This is a genomic window from Glutamicibacter sp. Je.9.36, from assembly GCF_051129975.1.
GTDB lineage: Bacteria > Actinomycetota > Actinomycetes > Actinomycetales > Micrococcaceae > Glutamicibacter.
The window spans coordinates 196847-221692 of the sequence record NZ_JBCPSN010000006.1; the positions used below are offsets into that span (position 1 = coordinate 196847).

The 24846-nt window shown below is 61.6% G+C and carries 14 protein-coding genes; 5 read left to right on the forward strand and 9 right to left on the reverse strand.

The features are described 5' to 3' along the window. Positions 1-358: 358 nt before the first annotated feature. A complete protein-coding gene (locus AAZQ98_RS15255) occupies positions 359-1255 on the reverse strand; it encodes a LysR family transcriptional regulator (protein WP_105658027.1) in 897 nt (298 codons plus the stop codon). A gap of 126 nt (positions 1256-1381) precedes the next feature. Between AAZQ98_RS15255 and AAZQ98_RS15260 the strand changes: the two genes are divergently transcribed. Further along, positions 1382-2797 (forward strand): M20 family metallopeptidase, encoded by a 1416-nt coding sequence (locus AAZQ98_RS15260; protein WP_105658028.1) that lies wholly within the window; start codon positions 1382-1384, stop codon positions 2795-2797. Positions 2798-2806: 9 nt separating this feature from the next. Continuing rightward, the gene (locus AAZQ98_RS15265) at positions 2807-4120 is read left to right on the forward strand and encodes an MFS transporter (protein WP_434693453.1); all 1314 of its coding nucleotides are present in this window, start codon (positions 2807-2809) and stop codon (positions 4118-4120) included. Between the two features lie 79 nt (positions 4121-4199). Here AAZQ98_RS15265 and AAZQ98_RS15270 read toward each other — a convergent pair whose 3' ends face one another. Beyond that, positions 4200-5195, reverse strand: a complete 996-nt coding sequence (locus AAZQ98_RS15270) for a helix-turn-helix transcriptional regulator (protein WP_434693456.1) — start codon at positions 5193-5195, stop codon at positions 4200-4202. 94 nt (positions 5196-5289) lie between these two features. Between AAZQ98_RS15270 and AAZQ98_RS15275 the strand changes: the two genes are divergently transcribed. After that, a complete protein-coding gene (locus tag AAZQ98_RS15275; RefSeq protein WP_133834730.1) occupies positions 5290-5655 on the forward strand; it encodes a VOC family protein in 366 nt (121 codons plus the stop codon). 126 nt (positions 5656-5781) lie between these two features. Here the strand turns inward: AAZQ98_RS15275 and hpaD are convergent, their stop codons facing one another. From hpaD to AAZQ98_RS15295, 4 genes are all read right to left on the reverse strand, one after another. After that, on the reverse strand, positions 5782-6879 hold the full coding sequence (hpaD, locus tag AAZQ98_RS15280; protein ID WP_105661547.1) for a 3,4-dihydroxyphenylacetate 2,3-dioxygenase: 1098 nt from the start codon (positions 6877-6879) through the stop codon (positions 5782-5784). 63 nt (positions 6880-6942) lie between these two features. Beyond that, positions 6943-8436 (reverse strand): 5-carboxymethyl-2-hydroxymuconate semialdehyde dehydrogenase, encoded by a 1494-nt coding sequence (gene hpaE / locus AAZQ98_RS15285; protein WP_105658032.1) that lies wholly within the window; start codon positions 8434-8436, stop codon positions 6943-6945. 78 nt (positions 8437-8514) lie between these two features. Beyond that, the gene (locus AAZQ98_RS15290) at positions 8515-9174 is read right to left on the reverse strand and encodes a GntR family transcriptional regulator (protein ID WP_332488680.1); all 660 of its coding nucleotides are present in this window, start codon (positions 9172-9174) and stop codon (positions 8515-8517) included. Beyond that, on the reverse strand, positions 9174-10697 hold the full coding sequence (locus AAZQ98_RS15295) for a fumarylacetoacetate hydrolase family protein (protein ID WP_181148971.1): 1524 nt from the start codon (positions 10695-10697) through the stop codon (positions 9174-9176). The genes AAZQ98_RS15290 and AAZQ98_RS15295 overlap by 1 nt, the downstream gene beginning before the upstream one ends. A 487-nt stretch (positions 10698-11184) precedes the next feature. Here AAZQ98_RS15295 and AAZQ98_RS15300 point away from each other — a divergent pair, with 487 nt between their 5' ends. Further along, positions 11185-12813 carry a hypothetical protein gene (locus AAZQ98_RS15300; protein ID WP_434693459.1) on the forward strand — a complete coding sequence of 543 codons (1629 nt, stop codon included), beginning with the start codon at positions 11185-11187 and terminating at the stop codon, positions 12811-12813. Between the two features lie 189 nt (positions 12814-13002). Here AAZQ98_RS15300 and AAZQ98_RS15305 read toward each other — a convergent pair whose 3' ends face one another. Genes AAZQ98_RS15305 through AAZQ98_RS15315 form a run of 3 tightly spaced genes read right to left on the reverse strand, consistent with a single transcriptional unit; the run spans position 13003 to position 16011 of the window. Beyond that, entirely contained in the window at positions 13003-14238 is a 1236-nt protein-coding gene (locus AAZQ98_RS15305) for an ABC transporter permease (RefSeq protein WP_434693462.1), read from the reverse strand. Beyond that, positions 14235-14942: an ABC transporter ATP-binding protein gene (locus tag AAZQ98_RS15310; RefSeq protein ID WP_434693465.1), complete on the reverse strand. Its 708-nt coding sequence runs from the start codon at positions 14940-14942 to the stop codon at positions 14235-14237. Before AAZQ98_RS15310 ends, AAZQ98_RS15305 begins: the two co-directional genes overlap by 4 nt. Continuing rightward, entirely contained in the window at positions 14932-16011 is a 1080-nt protein-coding gene (locus AAZQ98_RS15315; protein ID WP_434693468.1) for an efflux RND transporter periplasmic adaptor subunit, read from the reverse strand. Before AAZQ98_RS15315 ends, AAZQ98_RS15310 begins: the two co-directional genes overlap by 11 nt. An 887-nt stretch (positions 16012-16898) precedes the next feature. Between AAZQ98_RS15315 and AAZQ98_RS15320 the strand changes: the two genes are divergently transcribed. Then, the gene (locus AAZQ98_RS15320) at positions 16899-24752 is read left to right on the forward strand and encodes a prealbumin-like fold domain-containing protein (RefSeq protein ID WP_434693471.1); all 7854 of its coding nucleotides are present in this window, start codon (positions 16899-16901) and stop codon (positions 24750-24752) included. The last annotated feature ends 94 nt before the right edge of the window (positions 24753-24846 follow it).

A 24846-nucleotide genomic window follows, 5' to 3' on the forward strand; every position in this document is an offset into this window, starting at 1 on the left:
GCTCGCGGGTCACTGCCCCCGGCTTGTGTTCCGGCACGGAAGCCCCTCCATCAATTGGGCCGACAGTTGCTCGAAAGGCACCTAGGAAAGCACGTCATCACGATCAGGAAGAGCGCCGTCAACCACGACTGCTCCGAACGCTTCCGGCGCTCGCTCGGCTCCGCCTGCGCAAATACTCGCCGTTCGAATCCCGGGTGCACCCGACGAGCGAAGCCTCCGGCAATCAGCGATCCCTCGGAGGGGCCATCACGGTACATGCGACTGCCTCCGTGCCGCACCGCCACCCATTAGCTGGGGCCGCTGTTCGGCCAGTAGAATCCCATGCCGGCCCCTGCGGCGAGGCCGCCTTCTTCCCTGATCAGTATTCCTGCATCAGGGCCGTGATCTGCTGGATCAGCGCACTGACCAAGGCTGGTTGCCGGCGTCGCGGCATGGTGAGGATCTGTGCGCTGCGTTCGGCCAGAGCCGGATGGTCAATCGGGATGAACCTCAGCCCTTGGCTCAGCCCATCGCGACGAGCGAAGCGGCTGAGCAAGGTCACCCCCGCGCCGGAACGCGCGAACTCCATGGCCGGATTGATGTGATCGGTAGTTAGCGCGATCTTCGGCGTGAGTCCGGCCATGGAGGTGGCGATGTCAAAAAGCTCGCGCTGGGTGATGCCCTTGGCCGGCATGGACATCGGGTACTCGCAGAGCTCGGCCAGCGACAGCTGCGTCCGCTCAGCCAGGGGGTGGTCGGCGCAAACCACGGCATAAGCCGGAGCTGGGCAGGAATGCTCGACGGTTACATGGCGCTGCGGGCCCAAGGCAAAGATCGTCGCGAGATCCGCAGTGCCTTCGATAACCTGCCTGGTGGCCTCGGCCGAGGGCAAGACGCTCAGGTGAACCGTCACCTCGGGATGTTCCTTGCAGAACGCGGAGACGGCGCGAGGAGTCACGGAGGCAGCAAGTCCTTCCGAGCTGGCCACCTCGATGACTCGTGAAGCCCCCGAGGAGAGCTCGCTCAGATCCTGAGCCAGTTGCTCGCCTTCGGAGAGCATGCGGCGGGTATGGGCCAGCAGCAGCACCCCGGCATCGGTCAATTCCATGCCGCGGGCATGGCGGCGGAAAATTGCCGCGCCGACGTGGCGTTCGAGCTGGCTGATCTGCCGGCTGATCGCCGACGCGGAAACATGTTGCGATTCGGCGGCATCGGAAATAGATCCCGTGCTAGCCACCTCATGGAAGTAGCGCAGCGCCGTTGGCAATGTTTGCATTCTCTTGTTCCCGTTCGATTAGCATTTTGCATTTAACTCAAACCTGATGCACGAAACGGCACTGGTTCCCGTCGCGCCCATCTCCTAATGTGATCTACAGTACAACACGCCGAGCGGGGAGAAATCATGCCGAATAGAGAAGATTTGCTAGTAGCTGCGGACAAGTATGTCGACTCGGGGGAGCTGTTCGAGGACTTGTCCGAGCTGGTTGCCTGCCCGACGGTCAGCACCGACCCCAGCCAGAGGGTTGCAACGAACTCATATCTGGATAAGAACTTACGATCGAGGCTCGAAGGCATGGGCTTTACTGTGCGGCTTGATCTGGACTGGCGGGGATCGGGCAATTCTTTCCTGCGCGCGGTTCGCACAGAACATCGGGATTACACTACGGTGCTGTGCTACGGGCATGCCGATGTGGTTGACGGCCAAGCGGGGCAATGGGAGCAGGGGCGCGATCCTTTCGTGCTGGATGCCCAAGGCGAGCGCTGGTACGGACGCGGCGCGGCGGATAACAAGGGCCAGCACCTGGTGAACCTCAAGGCCTTCGAGATGCTGCTGGCCCAGCGCGGGGAATTGGGATTCAACGCGGTCTTCCTGTTCGAAGCCGGCGAGGAAATCGGGTCCCCGCAGCTGGATGAATACGCCGCGGCGCACCGCGAAGAACTCGCCGCAGATCTCTTCATCGCCTCCGACGGCCCCAGATTGTCAGCCCAGGAACCCACGATATTCCTTGGCGCACGGGGTGGGGCGACCTTCGAACTCAGCATTCCGCTGCGCGCGGGCGGCTATCATTCAGGGAATTGGGGCGGCCTGCTGCGCAACCCCGCAACCACGCTGGCTGGCGCGATCGGTGCACTGGTCGATGGGCATGGGCGTATCCAAGTACCAGGGCTGCTTCCCGACGAACTGCCCGACTCGGTGCGCCAAGCGCTCCAATCGGTGCAGGTGGGCGGAGGAGCGCAGGACCCGCAATTGGCCGACGGCTGGGGCGACACCAGGCTGAGCGCGGCAGAACGGCTCTACGCCTGGAATACCCTGGAGGTGATCGCCCTGCAATCGGCCGACGTCGCCCGGCCGGTCAATGCCATCCCGGGTGAGGCCCGGGCGGTCCTGCAACTGCGCTTCGTCGTTGGAACGGATCTGGCGGGGCTGGAAGCGGCGATCCGGCGGGCACTGGACGAGGCCGGCTACCCGATGGTGCAGCTGGCCATGGGACAGTGCTTCCCGGCCAGCAGGACCAACCCCGACAACCCTTGGGTGCGCTGGGCCAGCGAGTCCATCCAGCGGAGCACCGGCGTGCCCGCGGTGGTCTTGCCCAATATCGGCGGTTCGCTGCCCAATGCGGTCTTCGAATCGACGCTTGGCCTGCCGACCTTGTGGGTCCCGCATTCCTATCCGGGGTGCCAGCAGCACGGGCCCAACGAGCACGCCCTGGAGCCGGTGCTGCGCCAAGGACTGAAAATGATGTGCGGGCTCTTCCATGACCTGGCAACGAACACGACCTTGCCGCGCACGGTAGCGGCTAGCAGCGAGAAGATCTAGGACTCCAGCATGGAAAATCAGCAATTACCAGTTAAAGACCAGACAGCGCCGGCCCGACGCCAGTCCACCGCTCGCGGTATCGCCGCAGCCACCATTGGCAATGCGCTGGAGTGGTACGACATGGCCATCTATGCGCTGTTGGCAATCTATATCGGCCACAACTTCTTCCCCTCGGAAAATCCGGCAGTAGAGGTCATCCAGGCTTTCGCGGTCTTCGGTATCTCCTACCTGATCCGCCCTCTAGGTGGACTTGTACTCGGATCCTACGCGGACCGCAAGGGCTTGAAAAAGGGGTTGATCCTCACTATCAGGCTGATGGTAGTGGGTACGGCGATCATTGCACTGCTGCCGGGCTACGACACCATCGGCATCTTCGCTCCGCTGGGGCTCATCCTGGGGCGGCTCATCCAGGGCTTCTCCGCCGGTGGCGAGTTCGGTGCCGCCACCTCGTACCTCTTGGCGCAGGACAAGGGGCGCAAGGGATTCCTGGGCAGCTTCCAGTTCGCAAGCCAAGGCCTGGGCGCGATGATGGCTGCCATCACGGTGGTCGCTTTGACCAGTATCTTCACGACGGAGCAGATGAACGACTGGGCCTGGCGCATACCGTTCTTCATCGGTCTGCTGGTGGGCCCTGCCGGCTGGTGGATCCGTCGCCACGTCGATGAAGCGCCGCTGCCCGAAGCGGCCCCGGGGGATCGGCACAGCGCCAAGAACGCGGTGCATGCCCCGGTGCGCGAGCTGTTCCGCTCGAACAAGGCCTCGGTGCTCATCGCCGGCGGAGCGCTGGCTATTTCGACAGCGCTGAACTTCGTGCTGCAGTACATGCCGACTTTCGGCATCAGCCAATTGGGCATGAGCCCTACCGTTTCCTTCTCCTCGCTGATTATCTCCGGGGCGATCTTGACCTTCGCCACGCCAGTGGTGGGCCACCTTTCGGACCGCTTCGGACGATTGCGCATCATGATTCCCGCCGCCCTGGCGATCATGCTGCTGACCATCCCGCTGTTCCTCTGGTTGATTGCGGGCAAGACCTTCCTGGTCCTCGCGGTCGTAATGGTCATCCTGGGATTGCTCAAGGCTTTGTACTTCGGTGCGCTGCCGTCGGTGATGGCTGATGTCTTCAGCGATTCCTCGCGGGCCACGGGCCTGTCCTTCAGCTACAACACCTCTGTGGCGATTTTCGGCGGATTCACCCCGATGATTTGCGCTTTCCTGATCGAGGCCACTGGCCAGCCGATTGCCCCGGGCTACTACCTCGCGGTGCTGGCCATCGTGAGCATCGCGGCGCTGGGCTCCGCCTTCCGTTTCCGGGCGGTGCGCTGACCCCGCCACTGGTGAAGCAGCGCAGGAAGCACAAGGCCGGCAACCGCAGCGGTTGCCGGCCTTTGCGCGCTCGCGACGATCACGAACGATCCGGCTCTCGGGGCACCGGTGCGGCGGATGGATCCTGATGGCGCGAAACCAGATCGGTGGCCAGCGCGCGAATCATGTCACGTGCCGCTGGGGGACCAGTTACGTGGATATGGTCGGCAAATTGGAGCAGTTGGCGCACGTCTTGGATTTGCCGGAATACGATAGTGATCGGGTACCACCCTCCTTCGGCTGCGTCCACGTCCCGGAGACGCTCGCCCAAGATTCGCCGGGCCAAATCCAGTCGAGTTGCACGCAGGCGGGCCGTGATCATCACGTCCCCGGGTGCCTCTGTGCGTTCCTTGAGCGAGAGCCACACCGTGCGCAGGGTGGCATCGACCTGCAAGTTTGCCGGCGCCTGCAGGATTTCGAATGAGTAGAGCCGCTCCAACGAGAACATCCGCTGCTCACCTTGCTGTTCGGCGACGAGATACCAGCGACCGGACTTGGCCACGAGTCCGTAGGGATCCACGAGCAGGAACGCTGGGTGCGCCTCGGTACTGCGCCGATACTTAATGCGCAGCTGGCGCCGAAGCCGCAACGCGGTTGCCAGATCCGCGATATCGACCAGCAGCCTCCGGCCCGACAGCCAGGCAGAACTATCCACCATGACAATATCGGCCAACGTAGCCCGGGGATGGGCCGCTGGAGCTGCGTCCTGCTTCAGCGCGACCTTGCGCGCCGCCGTAGCATGTGCGTCCCGCAAGCCCAGAAGTTCCAAATGCCGTTCATCGAGCCCCGCCACGGACAAGGCTTCCAGCTCCGGCGGCTCCAGATGGGCGAGATTCAATCGGGAGCCCGGCAGCAAGGCGATTCCTCCGTGGCGCCCGCGCTCGGCGTAGACAGGGACGCCAGCCATGGACAGCGCTTCGACATCGCGCAGGATGGTCCGTCGCGAGACCTCCAGCGTCTGGGACAGTTCCGAGGAGCTGATGCGCTGACGAGTCTGCAACAGCAAGAGCAGGTGCAACAGCCTGGAAGCTTTCATGACCTCCAAGTATCCCAGAAAAGAAGACATGTTCTGTCGTGATTTTCTGGTGGACTGCTAATGTCCACTAATTCATTGATCCCAGGAGTCCCCGATGCCCCGCCCGAACCTGTTCCTCGTTTATGTCAAAGATGCCCGGAAAGCTGCCGAATTCTATGGCGATTTGTTCGATATGGATCCCGTCTTCGTCTCGCCGCGCTATGTGGCATTCGCCCTCAGCGAGCAGGTGAGTTTCGCTGTGTGGTCCGGCAAGAATGAAGATGCGGTCCCGGAAACCCCGCGCACCAGCGAGGTGGGTTTGATGGTCCCCGGCTCCGGCGGTGACGTTGACGCAACTTGCCGCCAATGGTCCGCCAAGGGAGTGCGCATTGTGAAAGAACCTTACGACGAAGTCTTTGGCAGGACCTTTGTTGCCGCGGATCCAGATGGCAACCTGATCAGGGTCTCGCCGATGGACTAGGAATTAGCGCGGCCAGCAAAAGCAGAATCCCGGGGCATCGGCGAAAAAATTCGCTGATGCCCCGGGATTCTTGTGTTGCAGCTCAGGGAAGCTGCCAAGCTCTGGGTCTAGAAGAGCTTGCCAGGCTTAGAGCTGGTTGCCCAGCTTGAAGCCCTTGGAAGCCTGGCCATGGTACGAGCCGTCTTCGTCACCGGCACGGGTGAAGGAGAAGCCGTCGGCGCCAATGGTGACTTCCAGCTCGGAGTCATCGGTGCGCTCGATGACTTCCTGCACGTTGCCATCCAAATCCAGGACCTTGGAAGCTTCGGTGTACCACGATGGAACAACCGGGTTGCCCCACCAGTCGCGGCGCTGGTTGTCGTGCACGTTCCAGGTGATGGTCGGATTGTCCGGATCGCCGGTGTAGTAATCCTGGGTGTAGATCTCGATGCGGTGGTCATCTGGATCCAGGATGTACAGGTAGAACGCGTTGGAGACGCCGTGGCGGCCGGGGCCGCGCTCGATGCGGTCCGAGATGCGCAGTGCGCCCATCTTGTCGCAGATCTGGATGATGTTGTGCTTCTCGTGGGTGGAGAAGGCCACGTGGTGCAGGCGCGGGCCGTTGCCGCCGGTCAAAGCGGTGTCGTGCACGGTGCCCTTGCGGTGCATCCAGGCTGCGTAGGTGGTGCCTTCGTCGTCCTGGATGTCCTCGGTGACGCGGAAGCCCAGGTCCTCGAGGTAGGCGCGGCCGCGCGGCACGTCCGGGGTGACCTGGTTGAAGTGGTCCAGGCGGACCAGTTCGCCGGCCGAGTACAGGTCGTAGCGCATGTGCAGGCGCTCAACGTGGGTGGTCTCGAAGAAGAACTCGTACGGGAAGCCCAGTGGATCCTCGACGCGCAGTGCATCGCCGATGCCCTTGACGAAGCCTTCCTTGCGGCGCTCGGTGCGGCAGCCCAATTCCTTGTAGTAGGCCTCGGCCTTGTCGACCTCTTCGGCGCTGCGCACACGGAAAGCCATGGCCTTCAGTGCTGCTACCGGGCCCTTGGTCAGCACCAGGTTGTGGTGGATGAATTCCTCGAAGGAACGCAGGTAGATCTGGTTCTCGTCTTCGTAGGACACGTGCAGGCCCAGTACGTCCACGTAGAACTTGCGCGAGCGCTCCAGGTCGGTGACGACCAGTTCAGCGTAGGCGCAGCGCAGGATATCCGGTGCTGGAACCGAAGGGGTTGGGATCGGGTTTGCGATCTCTTTGCTCATGATTTGCTCCTTTGCAAGCAAGAAAAACTAGGGGCGGGAAGCGCGTGCTTCCTAGACGCCGAACTTAGGGGAGTGCGCTTCGTTCAGGGTGATCTGGATGGACTGCTGGGTGGTGTAGAAGTCCACCGAGCGGTAGCCGCCTTCGCGGCCCAGGCCCGAAGCCTTCACGCCGCCGAATGGGGTGCGCAGGTCGCGGACGTTGTTGGAGTTCAGCCACACCATGCCCGAATCGATCTGGTGCGCGAAGTTGTGCGCGCGCTTCAGGTTGGAAGTCCACACGTAGGCTGCCAGGCCGTACTTGGTGTTGTTGGCCAGTTCCAGTGCTTCCTCGTCGGTGTCGAACGGGGTGATGGCAACAACCGGGCCGAAGATCTCGTCCTGGAAGATCTGCGCATCCGGGGCAACATCGGCGAAGACGGTCGGAGCAACGTAGTTGCCCTCTTCGAAGCCTTCGGCGCGGCCGCCGCCGGCCAGCAAGCGGCCTTCGGTCTTGCCGATCTCGATGTAGCCCATGACCTTCTCGAAGTGGTTAGGGTGCACCAGTGCACCGACTTCGGTCTTCGGGTCGCTCGGCAGGCCAACGCGGATGTTCTTGGCGCGTTCTGCGAACTTGGCTACGAAATCATCGTAGATATCGCGCTGGACCAGCACGCGGGATCCGGCGGTGCAACGCTCGCCATTCAGCGAGAACACGCCGAAGACGGTGGCGTCCAGGGCCGCTTCCAGATCAGCATCGGCGAAGACCACTGCAGGGGACTTTCCGCCCAGCTCCAGGGAGAGGCCCTTGAAGAATGGCGCAGCCGCGGTGGAGATGGTGGCGCCGGTGGAGGAGTCGCCGGTGAAGGACACCAGCGGCACATCCGGGTGCTTGACCAGGTAGTCGCCGGCGACGCCGCCGGAACCGAAGATCAGGTTGAAGACGCCCTCTGGCAGGCCGGCTTCGCGGAAGATTTCTGGCCACAGGCCAGCGGAGAGCGGGGTGTAGCTGGCAGGCTTGAGGACCACCGAGTTGCCGGTGGCGATGGCCGGAGCCAGCTTCCAGGATTCCTGCATGAACGGAACGTTCCACGGGGTGATCAGCGCGGCGACGCCAATGGGCTTGCGGTTCACGTAGTTCATCTGGCGTCCTGGGACGCGGAAGGAGTTATCCACCTGCGCGACGATCAGGTCGGCAAAGAAGCGGAAGTTCTCCGCGGCGCGGCGGGCCTGGCCCTTGGCCTGGGTGATCGGCAGGCCGGAGTCGTAGGACTCGAGCAGCGAGAGCTCTTCGTCGCGGGATTCGACGATGTCAGCGATCTTGTGCAGCACGCGGGAACGCTCGCGTGGCAGCATCTTGGCCCAAGGGCCTTCCTTGAAGGCCTTGTTGGCGGCGGCAACTGCCAGGTCCACGTCTTCGGGCTGTGCCGAAGCCACGGTGGCGTAGTTGGTGTTGCTTACCGGTTCCTGCACGTCGAAGGTTGCTCCGCCAATGGAGTCAACGAATTCGCCGTTGATGTAGTGCTGCAGGTGGGTCGGAAGGTTTTCCGGTACGAAGTGCTTGCTCATGGCAGTTCCTTTCGTGCTGTTCCGGTGTTTTCACCGGATGGGTTGTGGCAAATCTATGAAAGTTCTCGGTGCTGCTGGCTAGATGGCGCTAGGCGCCATGCCGGCCGCTTTCAAATAGGCGTTGAGCGTATTCGAGCGGTGGTCCCGGCAGGCAGCTTCGATCTGCGCCGGGGTGGCGTGGTTGCCGATCAGATCCAGCAGCGCCTCATGTTCCTGAACCGAAGCGCGAGCCCGGTTGGGAATGTGGGTGAAGCTGCTGGCCCGCATGGCCGCCAGCCGGCGCCATCCGCGCTGGACCAGGTCCAGGATGTGCGGATTGGGGCACTGCCCGTAGAGCAGCTGGTGGAATTCGGTATTCATCCGGGTGAAGGCCACCGGATCGAAATCCGCCAGGCACTGGCGCATGTTCTCGTTCAGCGCCCGCGCCTTGGCAAGCCAGGCGGCATCCATGGCATCGGCAGCCAGCGCGGTAGCGGCCGGCTCGATGACCATCAGGGTCTGCATGGTGTGCAGGTACAGGGTGGAATCCACGTGGGCCACCGTCGCCCCGACGTTGCGGGTGAAGTGCACCAGGCCCTCGGCCTCCAGCCGGCGGATCGCCTCGCGCACCGGAACCACGGAGCAACCCAGCTCATCGGCAATGGTGCCCAGCACCAGCCGGTAGCCGGGGGAGTATGCCCCGTTGACGATGCGCTCGGAAACCAGCTGGTAGGCGGCTTCGGACTTGGAGGCGGTCATTACAGCGACCATGAGTCCAGATCCGGGCTGCCTGCGTCCTTCCAGGCGTTGTACTTGCTCTTCCACGCATCATTCATCGGGAACAGGCCCTCGATGCCGTGGCCGCGCTGGACCATGGCGAAGATGAATTCGTCATTGGATTCGGTCACCGCGGCTTCAGCGGCCACCTCGGCCACCATCGCTGGCGGGATGACCACGATGCCATCGGAGTCGGCCACGATCACATCGCCTGGCTGCACCGATACGCCGCCGCAGGCCACGGTGATGTCCTTGTCCCAGGCCACGTGCTTGCGGCCGAGAACCGCCGGGTGGGCGCCGTTGTAGAAGACCGGGATCTGCAGGTTGGACACGGCGTCCAGGTCCCGTACGCCGCCATCGGAGATGATGCCGGCAGCGCCGAGCTGCTGGGAGCGCAGGGCCAGGATGTCGCCCAGGGTGGCCGAGCCGGTCTCGCCGCGGGCTTCCATGACCAGGATCTCGCCGTCATTGAGCGAGTCGATGGACTGCTTCTGCATGTTGTAGCCGCCGCCGTGGGCCTTGAACAGGTCCTCGCGGTTGGGGATGTAGCGCAGGGTGCGGGCGGTGCCGATCACGCGCTGCATGCCCTTGGTGGCACCGGGGACTTCGATGTTCACGTTGTTCAGGCCGCGCTTGCGCAAGGTGGCGGACAAGGTGGCGGTAGCCACCGAAGCCAGCTGCTCGCGGACCTTGTCGGTCAACACGTCCTTGCCGGTGATGATCGGGGCCATGCCGGCGGTCTCGCGATCGCCGTAGGCATCTTCCTTGTCCTTGTCGGTGACCTTTGGCTGGTTGCCGAAAGCGGCGAAGGCCGCAGTGCCCTCGACGGCGGTGGTTTCCAGCTTGCCGGTCGTGGCGCCGGAGACCAGGTCGGTGACCTCGACCTCGACAACGTCGCCGGGGAAGAAGACGGTGGAGCCGGCCGGGGTGCCGGTGAGGATCATGTCACCTGGCTGCAGGGTCATCTGCTGGGACAGGTCGGCGATGATGGTTGCGAAGGAGAAGAGCAGCTCGGAGGTGTCGGCGTCCTGGGCGAGCTTGCCATTGACCCAGGTCTGCACGCGCAGCTTGGCAGGATCCAAGGTGGCAGCATCCAGGGCGTTGGGACCCACCGGGGTGTAGCCGTCGCCGGACTTGGAGCGGATGTTCGAGCCCTTGTCCGCGTACTTCATGTCGTGCACGCCGAGGTCGTTCGATGCGGTGACCTGTCCGACGTAGCCCCAGGCTTCGTCTACCGAGACGCGGCGAGCGGTCTTGCCGATGATCAGCGCGATCTCGCCCTCGAAGGCGAGCAGCTCGGTGCCAGCAGGGCGTTCCACGGTGGAACCGCTGGCGGCCAGCGAGCTGGTGGCCTTCATGAAGTAGCTGGGGAACTTCGGGGTGCGTCCGCGCTGCGCTGCACGCGAGGAGTAGCTAAGGTGTACGGCCAGGATCTTGCCTGCCTGCGCGAAGGTCTCTTCGGTTACTGGGACAATATTGCTCACCGTTGATCGGCCTGCTTTCATCGAACATCATCTCGTACATCAAATCGTATACGATCAGTGTGCGCCGAATCTCAATCGGTGTCAAGCGGGCTTTGGAAATCTTTGGAAATGATTACCGTGCAGGCCTGGAAACCCGCAGGATCACGGGGAATTCTCCGGGAGCGGGAATGTTTCGAAATGAGCAATTGCGGGGTGCCGGAGCGGATGTACTGCAGCACACAATCGATAGCTGGAATTCTGGCTAGCCAGTCGATCTGATGCCGGATTCCTTAAGTGGCTGCCATGGGCAAGAACGCTCGCGAACCTAAGCCGGGCTACGAGAGACTCTTTTCTGCCGATCATGGAAATCGGCCAATTCACTGAGGGGGAGGGCAAGTGGAGTCATGGATTGTTCATGAGAAATATTCCGTTGCTTCCTCCTTCATGCTGACTAATTGTAGATAGCCTGTATTTATGGGGAGTGTATTTAATATCCGAAACTCGCTGAGATGAGAGCGCAAGGAAAAAGATGTCTTCAGGTCAAAACGCAGGCGTGATTGATTCGACCCTGCCGTCGCACCCTACCGAGGTCCACGCAAATAGCTGGATGTGGGGATCCGTGGCGTTGGTCGCCAGAGTTCCGGCATCTTCGATCACGGAACCTGATGGAAACTTGTGGTGGGTTCCGTCGAATGCCGCAGACATCACGTGGAAGATGTTCTGCAAAGATCTGCAAAGCGAAACCTCTGAGTTTCTCCAAAACGACGCGGGAAATCTGCATAAAGCATCAAAAAGCTGGTTCGACAAGACTTCGGTCGGACCTCATTTCCTGGCCATGACTGCCGACGCGAAGCAAGCACTATCGGGTGCTCCCACGTTTGCATTCGAAAAGCAGCAGGAAATCAGCAAGCTCACGGGCGCAGGCATTCAGATCGCTGGAATTTCACGTTCTCGTAGTGAGGCGGAAACAGGAGCCGGCAACGCTGAATACGTCGCCTTGCACCTGAAGCTTTCGGCAGAGGCATTGCAAACCCCCGGTTGGGTGACCTCTGCGCTGCACCGGCCGACTCGTGCTGGGCTACTGCCGGGCACAAACATCGATGGCAAGGACTTGCGAGCGGGTGTAAACAACGCCTTGCGTTCAGCAGGCTTGGCAGTAGAACTGAATAATGGCGGCGCTCTGCAATCAAAAGACAAGCAGGATCCGTGGGGGAACATCTATACGATCTCCACTTTTATTCCGCAAGACAAGATTCCTCAGTGCCAAAAACACTGGCACGGACCGAGCGCGATGGACAACCCTGCAGTGCGCTGGGCGCATGCACTGAGCATTGCTCAAACCGCCACGCCTAAGCCAACTTTGAGCGACTGGTCCGACCTCGGAGTTAGCAAAGCCCAAGTCTCCCTTGGCCCGTCAATTGGTTGGTGCAGTGATCGGGGGATGGGGATTGTTGCCCAGTCCCGTCCGGATGGCGATCCTGAACACTGGATTGCAGAGACTGGGCATACGGTGGCCTTAGCGCATTCAGTCTTCGTCGATTTGGCGGTCTTGACGATGCAGCAAGATGAATTCCTGACCCAGCGCGCCGGACACCTGGCCAATCTAGCGGCAACCGGAAACCTTGAGGATTCCGCTGCTTCGCTTAAGCGATACAAGGACATTCAAAAAAGGTTTATCGAGTTCCACGGTAAGCGCTGGTTGCAGGAGATACCCGGACGTGAATCTGCAACTCGGGTGCTGCAAGCCATGCAGAACGTGCGCATGCTGGAAGAACGGATCAAGCATTCACTGATCGAGCAGAAATCCATCATGGATTATCTGGAAGCCAACCAGCGCGCCGAAGAAGAGCAAGTGAATCGCGAACGGGCCGAACAACTGCGCGAAGAGGCGGTTAAGCGTGAGAAGTTCAGTCACCGTGTGAATATTTTTGCGTTTATATTCCTGCCGGCCACACTGATTTTCACCGTTACCGGAGGTCTGGGGATCCAGTTATCCACGCTTTGGGGAACTATTTGGATCGGCATCGCTGCTGTCACTACTTTCGGGCTGATTGCTTGGATGAAGACGGAGGATGGAAAGAGGAAGAAGGATAGAAAACGCGCGTCCGGAGGCGCATCGCCCAGCGACGAATCCCTCACTGCCGTGAACAAGGGATAAACAGATCAGCTCAACACAGTTCGCGGCCTCTGAGCTGGAGAAGAACCTCTTGATTTGAGACCTCGGCGACGGAGGCCTTCTCATCGGTCCTCGGCTACCGCAGTCAATTTGCCGACTCACCGGGGGTACGCAGAAGGCGCTGGAGCGGAAGCCATGATTCCGTTCCAGCGCCTTAGCGGCATCTGCATATTAGACGCGAATAGCATCCACAATCTTGACTCGGGCTGCCACCAGCGCGGGAAGCACACCGGTCAGTGCGCCTACGGCGATGGAAACTCCCATGCCAAGTAGGGCCGCACCGATAGGGAATGCCGGCATTTGATCCAGCTCGGTAGCCATCACCATATTCAGCAGATTCTCGTTGGAGACCAAGGCAACGGAGATGAGCACGCCAATGCCACCTGCTACGGCCGTGGCCACGACACTTTCCATCATCACCGAGAAGAATACGCGTCCGGTTGTTGCACCGAAGCTGCGTCGGATACCCACTTCGCGGATACGCTGCTTCATGGTCACCATGGCAACATTGAGCAGACTCAGGGAACCAAGCAGCAAGATGATGATTGCGATCCCGGCAACCACCATGGTCAACATCTTCAAGCTCTCATCAGCACCCCACATCAGATAATCCTCGCGGTGCGACTCGACTGTGAAGCCCGGAAGCTCCGCCTGCAGCTGCTGGCCAAAGTGCATGGCCAGCTCCTCGGACCCCTCGATGGGCACCCACATCTTGTAGGAAACTTCATCCAGCGGGGTTTGGCCCGCGAACCAGTGCTCATAGGTGGCCGGCAGCATCCACAGCTGGCCGGACATGCCGAAGGACCGGGCGCTGGAGGTGCCGATGACCGTGACGGACACGGCGTTGCCGTTGCTCATCAAATCGACAGTGAGCGGCAGCTGCTGGCCTTCCAGCCCCAATTCCTTGATGACGTTCTGGTCCACCACCACTGCTGGTGAAAGATTCTGCGCGTCCTCGGCTTCCAGCCAACGCCCATCGGCCATGACCAGCCGGTGCATCGGGGCGTAGTCCGGTTCGACTACCAGGACCTCCGCATCAAGGGCCATGCCCTGCGATGCGATCCGCTGGCCATAGTTCCGGCCGATCATGCTGGTGTAGTCGACCTTGAAGCGCTCGCTGGTCTTTTCGAAGGCCTGGGCGACTGGTCCGCCGCCTTGGGGACCGCCATCCGAACGGGGATCGTAGGCATAGGTGGTGATCATGGCCGGGCGGCCGTCGCGTTCGAGGCTTTCGGTCATCATCTGGCGTGCCATGCCAGCACCGGCCAGTGCGGTGGTCAATGAAGCCACGGCGATGGTGACGCCGATCAAGGAGAGCAGGACACGCAATTTATGGATGCGCAGTTCCTGCCAGGCCTCAAGCAATGCGGCCGCGAAGCCGGTGCCTAAGCGTGTGAGGGTATTCATGGGACCACGACCTCACTGAGCGGATGCAGCCGCCCGCCGTCCAGGCGGAACTGTTCACGGGCCAGTGCCGCCACGTTGCTATCGTGCGTAATGGTGATCAGCGCTGCGCCCGAATCGACCGTGGCAGCATCCAACAGGTCCATGACCGCGCGCCCGGTGCTGACATCCAATGCGCCGGTTGGCTCATCGGCCAGAACCACGCGCGGGCGCCGGACCAGTGCGCGGGCAATGGCCACACGCTGCTGCTCGCCGCCCGAGAGGGTCTGGGGCATGGAGTCCAGGCGACTGCCCAGGCCTACGCGTTCCAGCGCCTCGCCTGCCAGCTTGCGCCGATTCCAGAAGTCCCGGCCGCTGGCATACATCAGCGGAGCCATGACATTTTCCAGGGCAGTGCGTCCGGGCAGGAGGTTGAACTGCTGGAAAACGAATCCGAGGTCGCGTCCGCGAGCATGCGCTGCCTGTTTGGCGCTCAGCCGGGTCGCATCCTTGCCTCGCCACAGCAGGCTGCCGCTGGTGGGCCGATCAAGCAAGCCGAGGATATTCAGCAGCGTGGACTTGCCGGTACCCGAACGGCCGACAATGGCAATGTGATCGCCTTCGGACACCGTGAGATCAATCCCGTTGAGGATATGCAGCTCGCTGTCATCCGGCAGCAGGACGCTGCGCGTGACATTCTCGAGCTTCAGCAATGGCTCACCACTCATCTGAGTAGGACTCCATATCCATCATTTCTTCAGGTGCCGGGGTGGATCCTGGGACGAAGCGGAGAATTTCCGTCTCATCTTTCAGTCCTGAAATCACCTCGATGACCTTTCCGTCGGTCACGCCAAGCTCTACCTCGGTGCGGATTTCCTTGCCGTTTTCATCCAGCTTCCACACCGCGCCCTGGCCAACCAGGCCGCGAACAGCCGATACCGGCACGGTCAAGACGTCCTCGGCGGTGCCTGCATCAATTTCCATGTTCATGCTCAGGCCGTCGAAAACCACGATGTCTGCAGGTACGGCACAAGAAATCTCGCTGCCCGAAGAGCTCTCCGTGGATTCTCCGGACGCCATTGGATCCATCTGCGATTCCATGTCCTGGTCTGCGGAGCCGGCGCTGGTTTTCTTCGAAGCGTTGTCACCGACAGACAGGTCCTTGCAGGTGAATGGCTCCGGTCCGCCGTCAATGGTGATCGTTGCTTCGAGGCTTTCATCGAGCAACCGGTAGCGGTCCAGCGGATCGATCGAACCGGCGGCCAAGAATTCCTGGGGTTGGATCGCGCCGAGTGCCGTGCCCTTGGTGACGTCATCGCCAACCTCGATCTGGAAAGCGCCGACCTTGCCCGTGGCCGTTGCATAGACGTCGTGGTACTTCACCACTGGTGCAGCTTCCTGCGGTTGCTGCTCGTCTTGTGAACCTTCACTATCCGAGTCGGTGGTCTCAACGCTCTCTGGCTGGGATTCGGCGCGGACCTGGAAGATCCGATCGCCGAGGGCGACATTGTCGCCTGGCTTGACGAAAGCCCAATTGACAACGCCGTCCACGGGCGCATTCAGCTCTTTCGATTCGGTGAGCTTAATGGTTCCGGGAATGGACAGCTTGTTCTCCACCGTGGCTTTCTCGGCAAAGATGGTCTCGGCCGGGATCTCTCCGGTGGGGAACAGGTCATCGTCGGCGCCGGCAGTGCCGCCGGCAAACGCGAGTTTCACGAGGCTGACGGCGATCAAGGCGCCGATAACTAGCCATGCAGCGGGAAGGAATATGCGACGGAACGCGCGTCGTTGGCTCATAGGGTTGCTCTTTTCACCATTCAATGATTACCAAAGTGTTCAGCAACTACCAAGCTCAAACGGAGAAAACACGCAACCTTTATCAGATTGAGATTTATTTTTACTTTGCAGGTCAGACCGGGTACTCAAATTAGTAGTTGAAGGTCGTAGTGAATCTTCTCGACGTTCCAGGGGGGAGCGGAGCCGCCTCCGGGACTCGATGCCACGGAGCTCTTCGGTGGATGCGGAGCGCCCGAGGCGTAGTGCCATTGCTTCTGTACTGGCCCCGGGGTCGGCAGGATTGTTCCAGTCCGGTTTCTGCCAAGCTTCTCGGGTGCCGCGGTCGAGCGGGCGGTGCCAAAGCCGCTGTCGCAGCGCATCGACCTTCATTGCTGTCCGCTAGGGCCTGGATCGTGAATTTGGCAGATGACAAGCACGTTTAATCCATAGAGAAAGAAGTGCACCGATTGCTTCATTTTCAGCCAAATTTATTTCCTTCCATTTGCTGGCACAAAGCCGAATGCCGGCGTAGGATGTCGGCATATCGTTGTCTTGAATTGGGGGATTTAAAGACGAATTGAAACACTCGCATTCATTTCGCATCTTTAGATGCATTGGGGAACTTATCCTGAGCAGTTGAGCCACATGGGGTGGCTGAATCATGGGCCAGGCTTTCATTATCTGAGGTCAAAGCCTTACTATAGCTCGCTCTTTTTCGGGTGGATCGCTCCTGCACGCCGCGCGATCCACTCAGGACATTCTTGTATGGGGGAGAAATGTCTAGGCATCAAAGGCGTGGCACTTTTGTGCCAAATTTGCGCCGTAAAACAGCTTTAAATAGATTATTAAAAGCATGCTTGGCGATAATTTCGTCAATTTCCTTGTGCTTTGTCATGACCATTCCGGGCATGGCAGTTGCTGCCGAAACTTCTGTTGGGGAAGAAGTCGAAGCCACACAGCAGGGGACTGAACCGGAGAACTCTGAATCGGTCCTGGCCACCGGCTCGGCCGATGAAACCAAGGCCGAAGCCGACGAATCGTCCACGGCTGACACGGGCGAAGAACAGCCAGCTGCTGAAGCAGAAGACAGTGCCAAGACCTCGGCGCCAGAGGAAGAAGCAGCGGCTGAACCCGAGTCCGCCCCTGCACCGGCACCGGCAACTCAGAAGCCAGAAAAGCCAAAAGCTGTGGAAACCACGCAGCCGGCACCCGAAGCGCAACCTGTGGAATCAGCTGCGCCCAAGACAGAGAAGAAGCCAGTGGACAAGGCTTCACCGGAACTTGCGCAGCCGAAGGCCGAAGTTTCGGAATCGGAAGATTCTATCGGGTCCTCGACAGCGGCCCGCGAGCCGATCACGGCCGCAGCCCTTGAGCCAGGTGCTCCGCGGATTTGCGAGTACAACGAAGGAGATGGCTCGGTCGACACCTTCATGCAGAAGTCCGATGAGATGCCCGCCTACGCCAACGGCAATGTCCACAACGGGCTCTATGAGGGCGGTGTGGTCCACCAGCGCCTGGAAATGACATTGCCCGCCGGAGAAAACGAGCTGGTCATCAAGTACCAGGTCAAGCAGGCCGGCAAATGGGCCTATGACTATTTGCTCAACGAGACAGTGGACGGTGCGGACATCACCGGCTGGACTGTCGATGAAGGCGCCGGGAACGACCGCGTCGACACCGTCTTCATCACATTGATGGTCGACGGAGAAGAAGGCGACGAGTCAAGCGTCACCCTCTACTTCGATGCGCATATCGCCTCGGAGCTGGATCACGGCCCGGGCACCGGTGCTTCCTCAATCAACGGATCGCCGTACCACGTCCTGATCTCGTCGTTGAATTGCAAGTCCATTGGACAACGCGACAACCAGATCCAGGCCGGTGCGGTCCAAGCCGGTTCCGTAACCGTCATCAAAGACGCGGTTCCTGCCGACGGCACGGATTTCGACTTCACCCTCGCCGAGGACCGCTTCGGCGACTCGACATCATTCAACCTCGATGACAGTGCCGATTCCGATACCGGCGCGAGCTTGCCGCAGAGCGTCACCTACACCGTGGCGCCAGCTACGATCACCATCACCGAAGAGGACTTGCCAGCTGGATGGAATCTATCCTCGATCGCCTGCACCGGCGCCGCCGCCAGCCGCAGCGGTTCGGCCATCACTTTCAAACTGGGCGACAACGATGAAGTCACCTGCACCTTCACCAACACGAAGACCACCTACGACGAGCTCACGGTCCACAAGGATGTGCAGGCATCCTATGACCGCGACTACGACTGGGATCTGGACAAGTCGCTGGCCCAGGGCCAGCAAACCACAGTGAAGGCCACGGCCACCGGAGTGGACGTCGACTACAACGTGGTCGCCACCGCCAGCGAGGCCCAGGACAGCAACTTCCAGCTCTCCGGCACCATTACCGTGGTGAACCCGAACGATACGGAGATGTCCGGGATCACGCTGGCCGACCAGCTCGATGGCGCCAATTGCGTCATCTCCGCTGGCGGATCGCCGATCGCCAATCCGGTGACCATCCAGCCCGGCGAGAATTCCTTCACCTATGAATGCGACCTGCCCGAGGGAACCAGTGCCGCCAGCGCCGGCACCAACACGGTCAGCGCAACCTGGGACCCGGAGGCCTACTATGGCACCGATGGCCAAGCCAGCGCCTCGGCCGACTACGATTTCGCGTCCGTCTCGCCAACGGTGACCGACGAGGAAGTCACCGTCACCGATAGCGAAATCGACCTTTCGGGCATCGCCGGCGGTAACACCGTTGCAGCCGGAGACAGCCCGAAGACCTTCGCATACACCATCGAGTGGGACGGCGTGCTCGGAGAATGCACCGACTACCAGAACATCGCCAGCCTCGCCGCAGACGACGGTGAAACGCTGACCGACAATGCCACCGTGGAAATCTGCATCGGCCAGGACCTGGCCATCGAGAAACTGGTCGTTTCCAGCTTCAACCGCAGCTACGACTGGAGCATCGCCAAGGACGCAGTAGGCGAGCAGCCATTCACCGCGGATCCGGAAACCGGCGAATTCACCGCGGAATACTCCGTCACGGTCACTCCCGAAAGCTATTCGGACAGCGACTGGGCCATGAGCGGAACCATCACGGTATCCAACCCCAATGACTGGCAAGCCATTGACGTGACCGTCACCGACCAGGTCGATGTGGGCGGGGACGCAACCTGCCAGGTGGTCGGCATTGCCGGCGAACCGGACACGATGGACGCCGATCCGGCAGTACCGGGCTTCCAGGCAACACTGGATGCCTCCCAAACGCTGACCTTCAGCTACAGCTGCACCTTCGGATCGCAGCCGAACTACGAGGGCAGCAACACCGCCGAAGTGACGTGGTCCTCCAGCGAGGCCTCCACCGCTTCGGGCAGCGCCACCGAAGTTGTCCCGGTGGATGCAGGCGACTGGACGCAGACACCACTGAACCAGACGGTGACCGTGACCGACCCGCTGCATGAATTCGATCCGGCCTGGACCATCAATTACTCCGATGGCCCGCAGACCAGGACCTATGAATACACCTGGACGGTGGAGGAGGCCGGCAAGTGCCAGAGCTTCATGAACACCGCCACGATCACCGGCAGCAACCAGCTGGTCAAGAGCGATGACGCCCAAGTCGAAGCGTGCCGCCAGGCAGGGCTGACCGTCACCAAGGACGTGACGGCCTCCTATGACCGCACCTACTTGTGGAGCATCGACAAGCAACTGGCCGAGGGCCAGTCGCCAGATGCCGTGGTCGAGGAAGACGGTACCGCTACCGTTCACTACACGGTGCTGGTGGACAACACCGGCCACGAGGATTCGGGGCAGCAGCTTTCCGGATCCATTACCGTGGCCAATCCCAACGAATTCGAAGACCTCGAAGTGACGATCAGCGACGAGAATACCTTCTCGGCCGCCTGCACCATCATGGCCGAGGACTCGAATCCGGGAATGGAAGGCATGCAGCAGGTGGTGCCGCGCAGCGGCTCGATCACCGTGGACTACGACTGCGATGCATCGGCCGTGGCGGAGGCCGATTACACCGGCCACACCAACACGGCGGTGGTCACCTGGGGTGATGGGCTGCAGGCTGAGAGCCAGCCGGTACCCATCGACTTCACCCTGGATGAGAGCACCGATGAATCCGTTGGCGTCTGGGATGACCAGGCTGATCCTTCCGGGGACCCGGTACTACTGGGCACGGTCCACTACGCCGACGCCCCGCAGAGCTTCAGCTACGAGATCACCTACGAAGTGCCGCGCGATGAATGCCTGGTCTTCACGAATACCGCGTGGGTGGATCTGGCCGGCGAGGACATCGAGGACTCGCAGGACGTGGGCATCTGCGACCAGAAGAATCTGGTTATCACCAAGGACGTGGACGCCAGCTACGCACGCGACTACGACTGGTCGCTTCACAAGCAGGTGGACCGCAGCGGATTCACGGTCGCCGGCAACGGCACGGTTACCGCGCACTACACGGTAGTGGCCACCGCCGGCGAAGCGCAGGACAGCGCGAAGCAGGTGTCCGGAACCATCACCATCAGCAACCCGAACACGCAAGTCGGGGACCTGGTGGCCACGGTCACCGATGTGCTCTCCATCCCGTCGGCCAGCTGCACCATCGAGGGCACCGATGCGGATGAAAGCGCCGGCGGTTTCCAGCTCGTGCTCGGTGACGGGGAAAGCACCACCCTGGGCTACAACTGCCAGGTCCCGGCGGACACCGACATCACCGCCCAGTACACGAACACCGCAACCGTAGCCTGGGGCCAGGAGCGCCAGGCAGAAACGGACGTCGATTTCGGGTTCGAGCAGACCCTTCTGACCGACGGCGAAGTCGCCATCACCGATGACCAAACCGTTGAAGGCCAGGAAGTGGTGCTGGGCACCGCGATGGCCGGGGAATCGCCGAAGGCCTTCGAATACGACCTGGAACTGCAGGGCGTGGCCGGAACCTGCACCGGGTACACCAACACCGCGGTGCTCGATGAGGCCACCGGCGAGGGCGAGGAGAACACGGCTTCGGCCAGCACCACGGTGTGCGCCGGCGCAGATCTGGATATCGCCAAGAACGTCGTGACCTCTTTCGACCGCTCCTACCTGTGGTCGCTGGACAAGGAACTGCTCTCCGGGCAACCGCTGGCAGCCAACCCGAATACCGGCGAAGCCACCGCGAACTACCGGATCACCGTGACCCCCGAAGGCCACGAGGACGGCAATTGGGCGATGAGCGGAGAAATCACGCTGGCTAACCCGAACGACTGGCAGGACGCGCCGGTCACGGTGCAGGACTTCGCCGATGTCGGCGGGGACGTGGCCTGCACGATCACCGGGGTGCGCGGCGATGCGGTGGCTGACATGTCCGCCGAGCAAGCCGGCTTCCAGACGGTGATCCCCGCAGGGGCTCAATGGGTGATGGCCTACTCGTGCACCTTCGCATCCAAGCCGGACTACGAAGGCAGCAACACCGCCACCGTGGACTGGGACGCCCAGGCGCTGAGCACGGCCAACGGCCAGGACTCGGACACCGTGGGGATCTCGGAACAGGACTGGAACCAGACGCCGCTGAACGACACGGTCACCATCACGGACAGCGCCCACGAGTTCGATCCGGCGTGGATGGTGGATGTGGCCGATGGGCCGCAAAGCCGGGACTACTCGGTGACGTGGAACGTGGAGGAGGCAGGCACCTGCCAGGTCTTCGAGAACGTCGCCACGCTCACCGGCGATGACGGCTTCACCGCGACGGACAATGCGCTCGCCGAAGCCTGCCGCGAGGCGGCCTTGGAGATCAGCAAGACCGTCGAAGCCGCGTACGACCGCACCTACCAATGGCAGATCGACAAGTCCTTGGCCGAAGGCCAGGACCAGGAGATCACCACCAACGGGGCGGCCAGCGAACCGGTGGACTACGTGGTCAAGGTGGAGAACACCGGGTACGAGGATTCGGGATGGGTGCTGGAAGGCCAGATCACCATCACCAACCCGAACCAGTACACGGGCATCGACGCCACGATCCAGGACGTGGTCGACCTGGACGCGGTCACCTGCACCACCTCTGAATCGCTGGTGGGCATCCCGGCCAACGGGACAATCACCGTCGGCTACAGCTGCGATGTCTCCGCGGGAGTCGATCCGGGCTCCTATAGCGGCGGCACCAACACCGCCACGGTCAGCTGGGGCGATGACCGGGCATCGAGCACGCAGGTGCCCATCGAATTCGCCATTGATTCCCGCATCGATCGGCAGGTCGAGATCTGGGATGACCAGTCGAATCCGCAGGAGCCGGTGCTGCTGCGCACCGTGGACATTGATGATTCGCCGGTGCTCATCGAGTACCAGCTGGAGCATGATGCTCCGGCCGGTGAATGCATGAGCTACACGAACACCGCCTGGGTCGATATCCAGGCAGGGGAGGATCCGAGGGATGAGGCGACCGTGCAGCTATGCGGCTTGCTCGATCTGATGATTGCCAAGGATGCCGAAGCCAGCTTCGATCGGACCTACCTGTGGGATCTGGAGAAGAAGGCTGGCCGTACCGAAGCCATCGTCGCCGAGGACGGCACCGCCGACTTCTCCTACACCGTGTCGGCCATCCCGGACGGTTCGGAGGATTCCGGCCATGAAGTGCACGGCATGATCGTGCTGGTGAATCCGAACCGTTTCGCGTCGGCCTCGACGGTAGCCACCATCACCGATGAGATCAGCATCGAAGGGGTCGCGTGCACCATCGACGCCGAGGACGCCGATCCGCAAACCGGGGGCCTGCAAGTCGCGGTCCCGGTGGGCAGCGACGGAACCGGAGCCACGGTGCAACTGCCCTACAGTTGCTCGGGCACTCCCGGCCAGCTGCACGGCAGCAACACGGTTACGGCAACCTGGGGCGAGGATTCGGTGGCCACGTCAACCGCACCGGTGGACTACCTGCTGGATGCTGAAACCGATCAGCAGGTCACCGTCATCGATGACAAGACCAATCCCGAGTCGCCGGTAGTGCTGGGCGAAGCGATCTGGAATGCCGAAGGCACCCCGGTCGACTTCGACTACACCCTGCGCCACCAGGCCCAGGCCGGCACCTGCACCGAGTTCACCAACACCGCGGTGATCCAGCAGACCGGGGCCGAGGATTCGACCACCGTCACCCTCTGCGGACAGACGGCCCTGGGCCTGCAGAAGACCGCGCAGGGACTGGTGGACCTGGATTACGAATGGGAGGTAGAGAAGCGGATCGACCAGAGCAAGCTCACCGCGAACGGGGATGGAACCTTCACCGCGCACTACTGGGTTCAGGCTCGCAACACCGCAGCCGTTGAGCAGAACTTGCGGCTGGCCGGTGAAGTGATGGTGCAGAACCCGAATGATTTCGGTTCCATCACCGCCACCTTGGAAGACCGGATCGATACCGCTGGCACCAGCTGCCGGATCGATGCGGAGGATGCCGATGAAGCGGCCGCTGGATTGCAGGTCGTGCTCGATGCCGGGGAGAACTTGGGGGCCCGGTATGAATGCGACCTCGCTAGCTGGCTCACCACCGATGCCTTCGAAGGAGCAGCCAATACGGTGATTGCCACCTTCGATGACCGCGAAGTGCGTGCCGAAGCACCGATCGAGTTCCAGATCGATGCAGTCACGGACGAATCGGTGAGAGTCACCGACGACATGATGGATCCCGGCGCCGAACCGAAGGTGCTCGGAGAAGTCCACGTCCCGCAAGCTCCCATGCAGTTCGAATACGAACAGGTGCTGGAACCCGAAGCGGGAACCTGCACGGTATACACCAATACCGCGGCAGTCCATGAGAGTACCGACGGCAACGGCAAGGACGAATCCTCGGTGGACCTGCAACTGTGCATCGAGCAGGGCCTGATGATCGCCAAGAGCGCCGACGCCCAGTACGTCAGGGACTACGACTGGTCGACCCGCAAGGAGGCGAAGGAAACGAAGTTCGAGGTTGACCCGGACGGGCAGGCCACGGCCAAGTACACGGTCCAGGCGATGCTGGAGGGCTACGAAGACCAGGACTTCACCGTCACCGGTGTGATCACCGTGGCCAATCCGAATGACTTCAAGGACACGCAAGTGCTCCTGGAAGACAAGCTATCCATCGACGGGGCCAGCTGCTCCATCGAAGGATTGGCGGAGGGGAAGCTGGAGCTTGCGGCCGGGGAAACCCGCACCGTGAAGTACAGCTGCACCTTCGAAACACCTGTTGCCGAGGCCGACTACACCGGCCACGAGAACACGGTGAACGCCAGCTGGACCGACGTGGAGGGGACAACCCGCACGGTCAGTGCCAAGGCTCCGCTGGAATTCGAGGCGGCAACGGCCACCGATGAAATGGTGACGGTCTTCGATGACTACACCAATCCCGGCCAGCCGCGGGAACTGGGCACGGTCAAGGCCGAAGCGCAGAGCAAGAAGTTCACGTACGAACTGGTCTTGGACGGCGTAGCCGGCAAGTGCCAGACGATGACGAATACGGCCTCTATACCGGAGAAGTCCGGCGAGGATGGGAACAATTCGGATTCGGCGGACGTGGAAGTTTGCTCCGCGGCTCCGCAGGCAGCGCCACCGGCACCACCGGTTCCTCCGGCTCCTCCGGCTCTGCCAGCGCCGGCAGCACCATCTGCCCCGCCAGCACCGCTTGCGGCAACCGGCTTTGACCAGGGCTCGTTGTGGCTGGCAGGGGCTGCAGGGATGGTGATTATCGCCGGAGCATTGATCCTGCTTCGGTACCGTCGCCGGAACCCATAGTCCGCGCGCCAGCTGGATGCCGGTCTTGCCTTTCGGGGCAGGGCCGGCATTCGGCGTGCGGGGGAACAATCCCTGCTGCTTCGGGGCTAGTGCC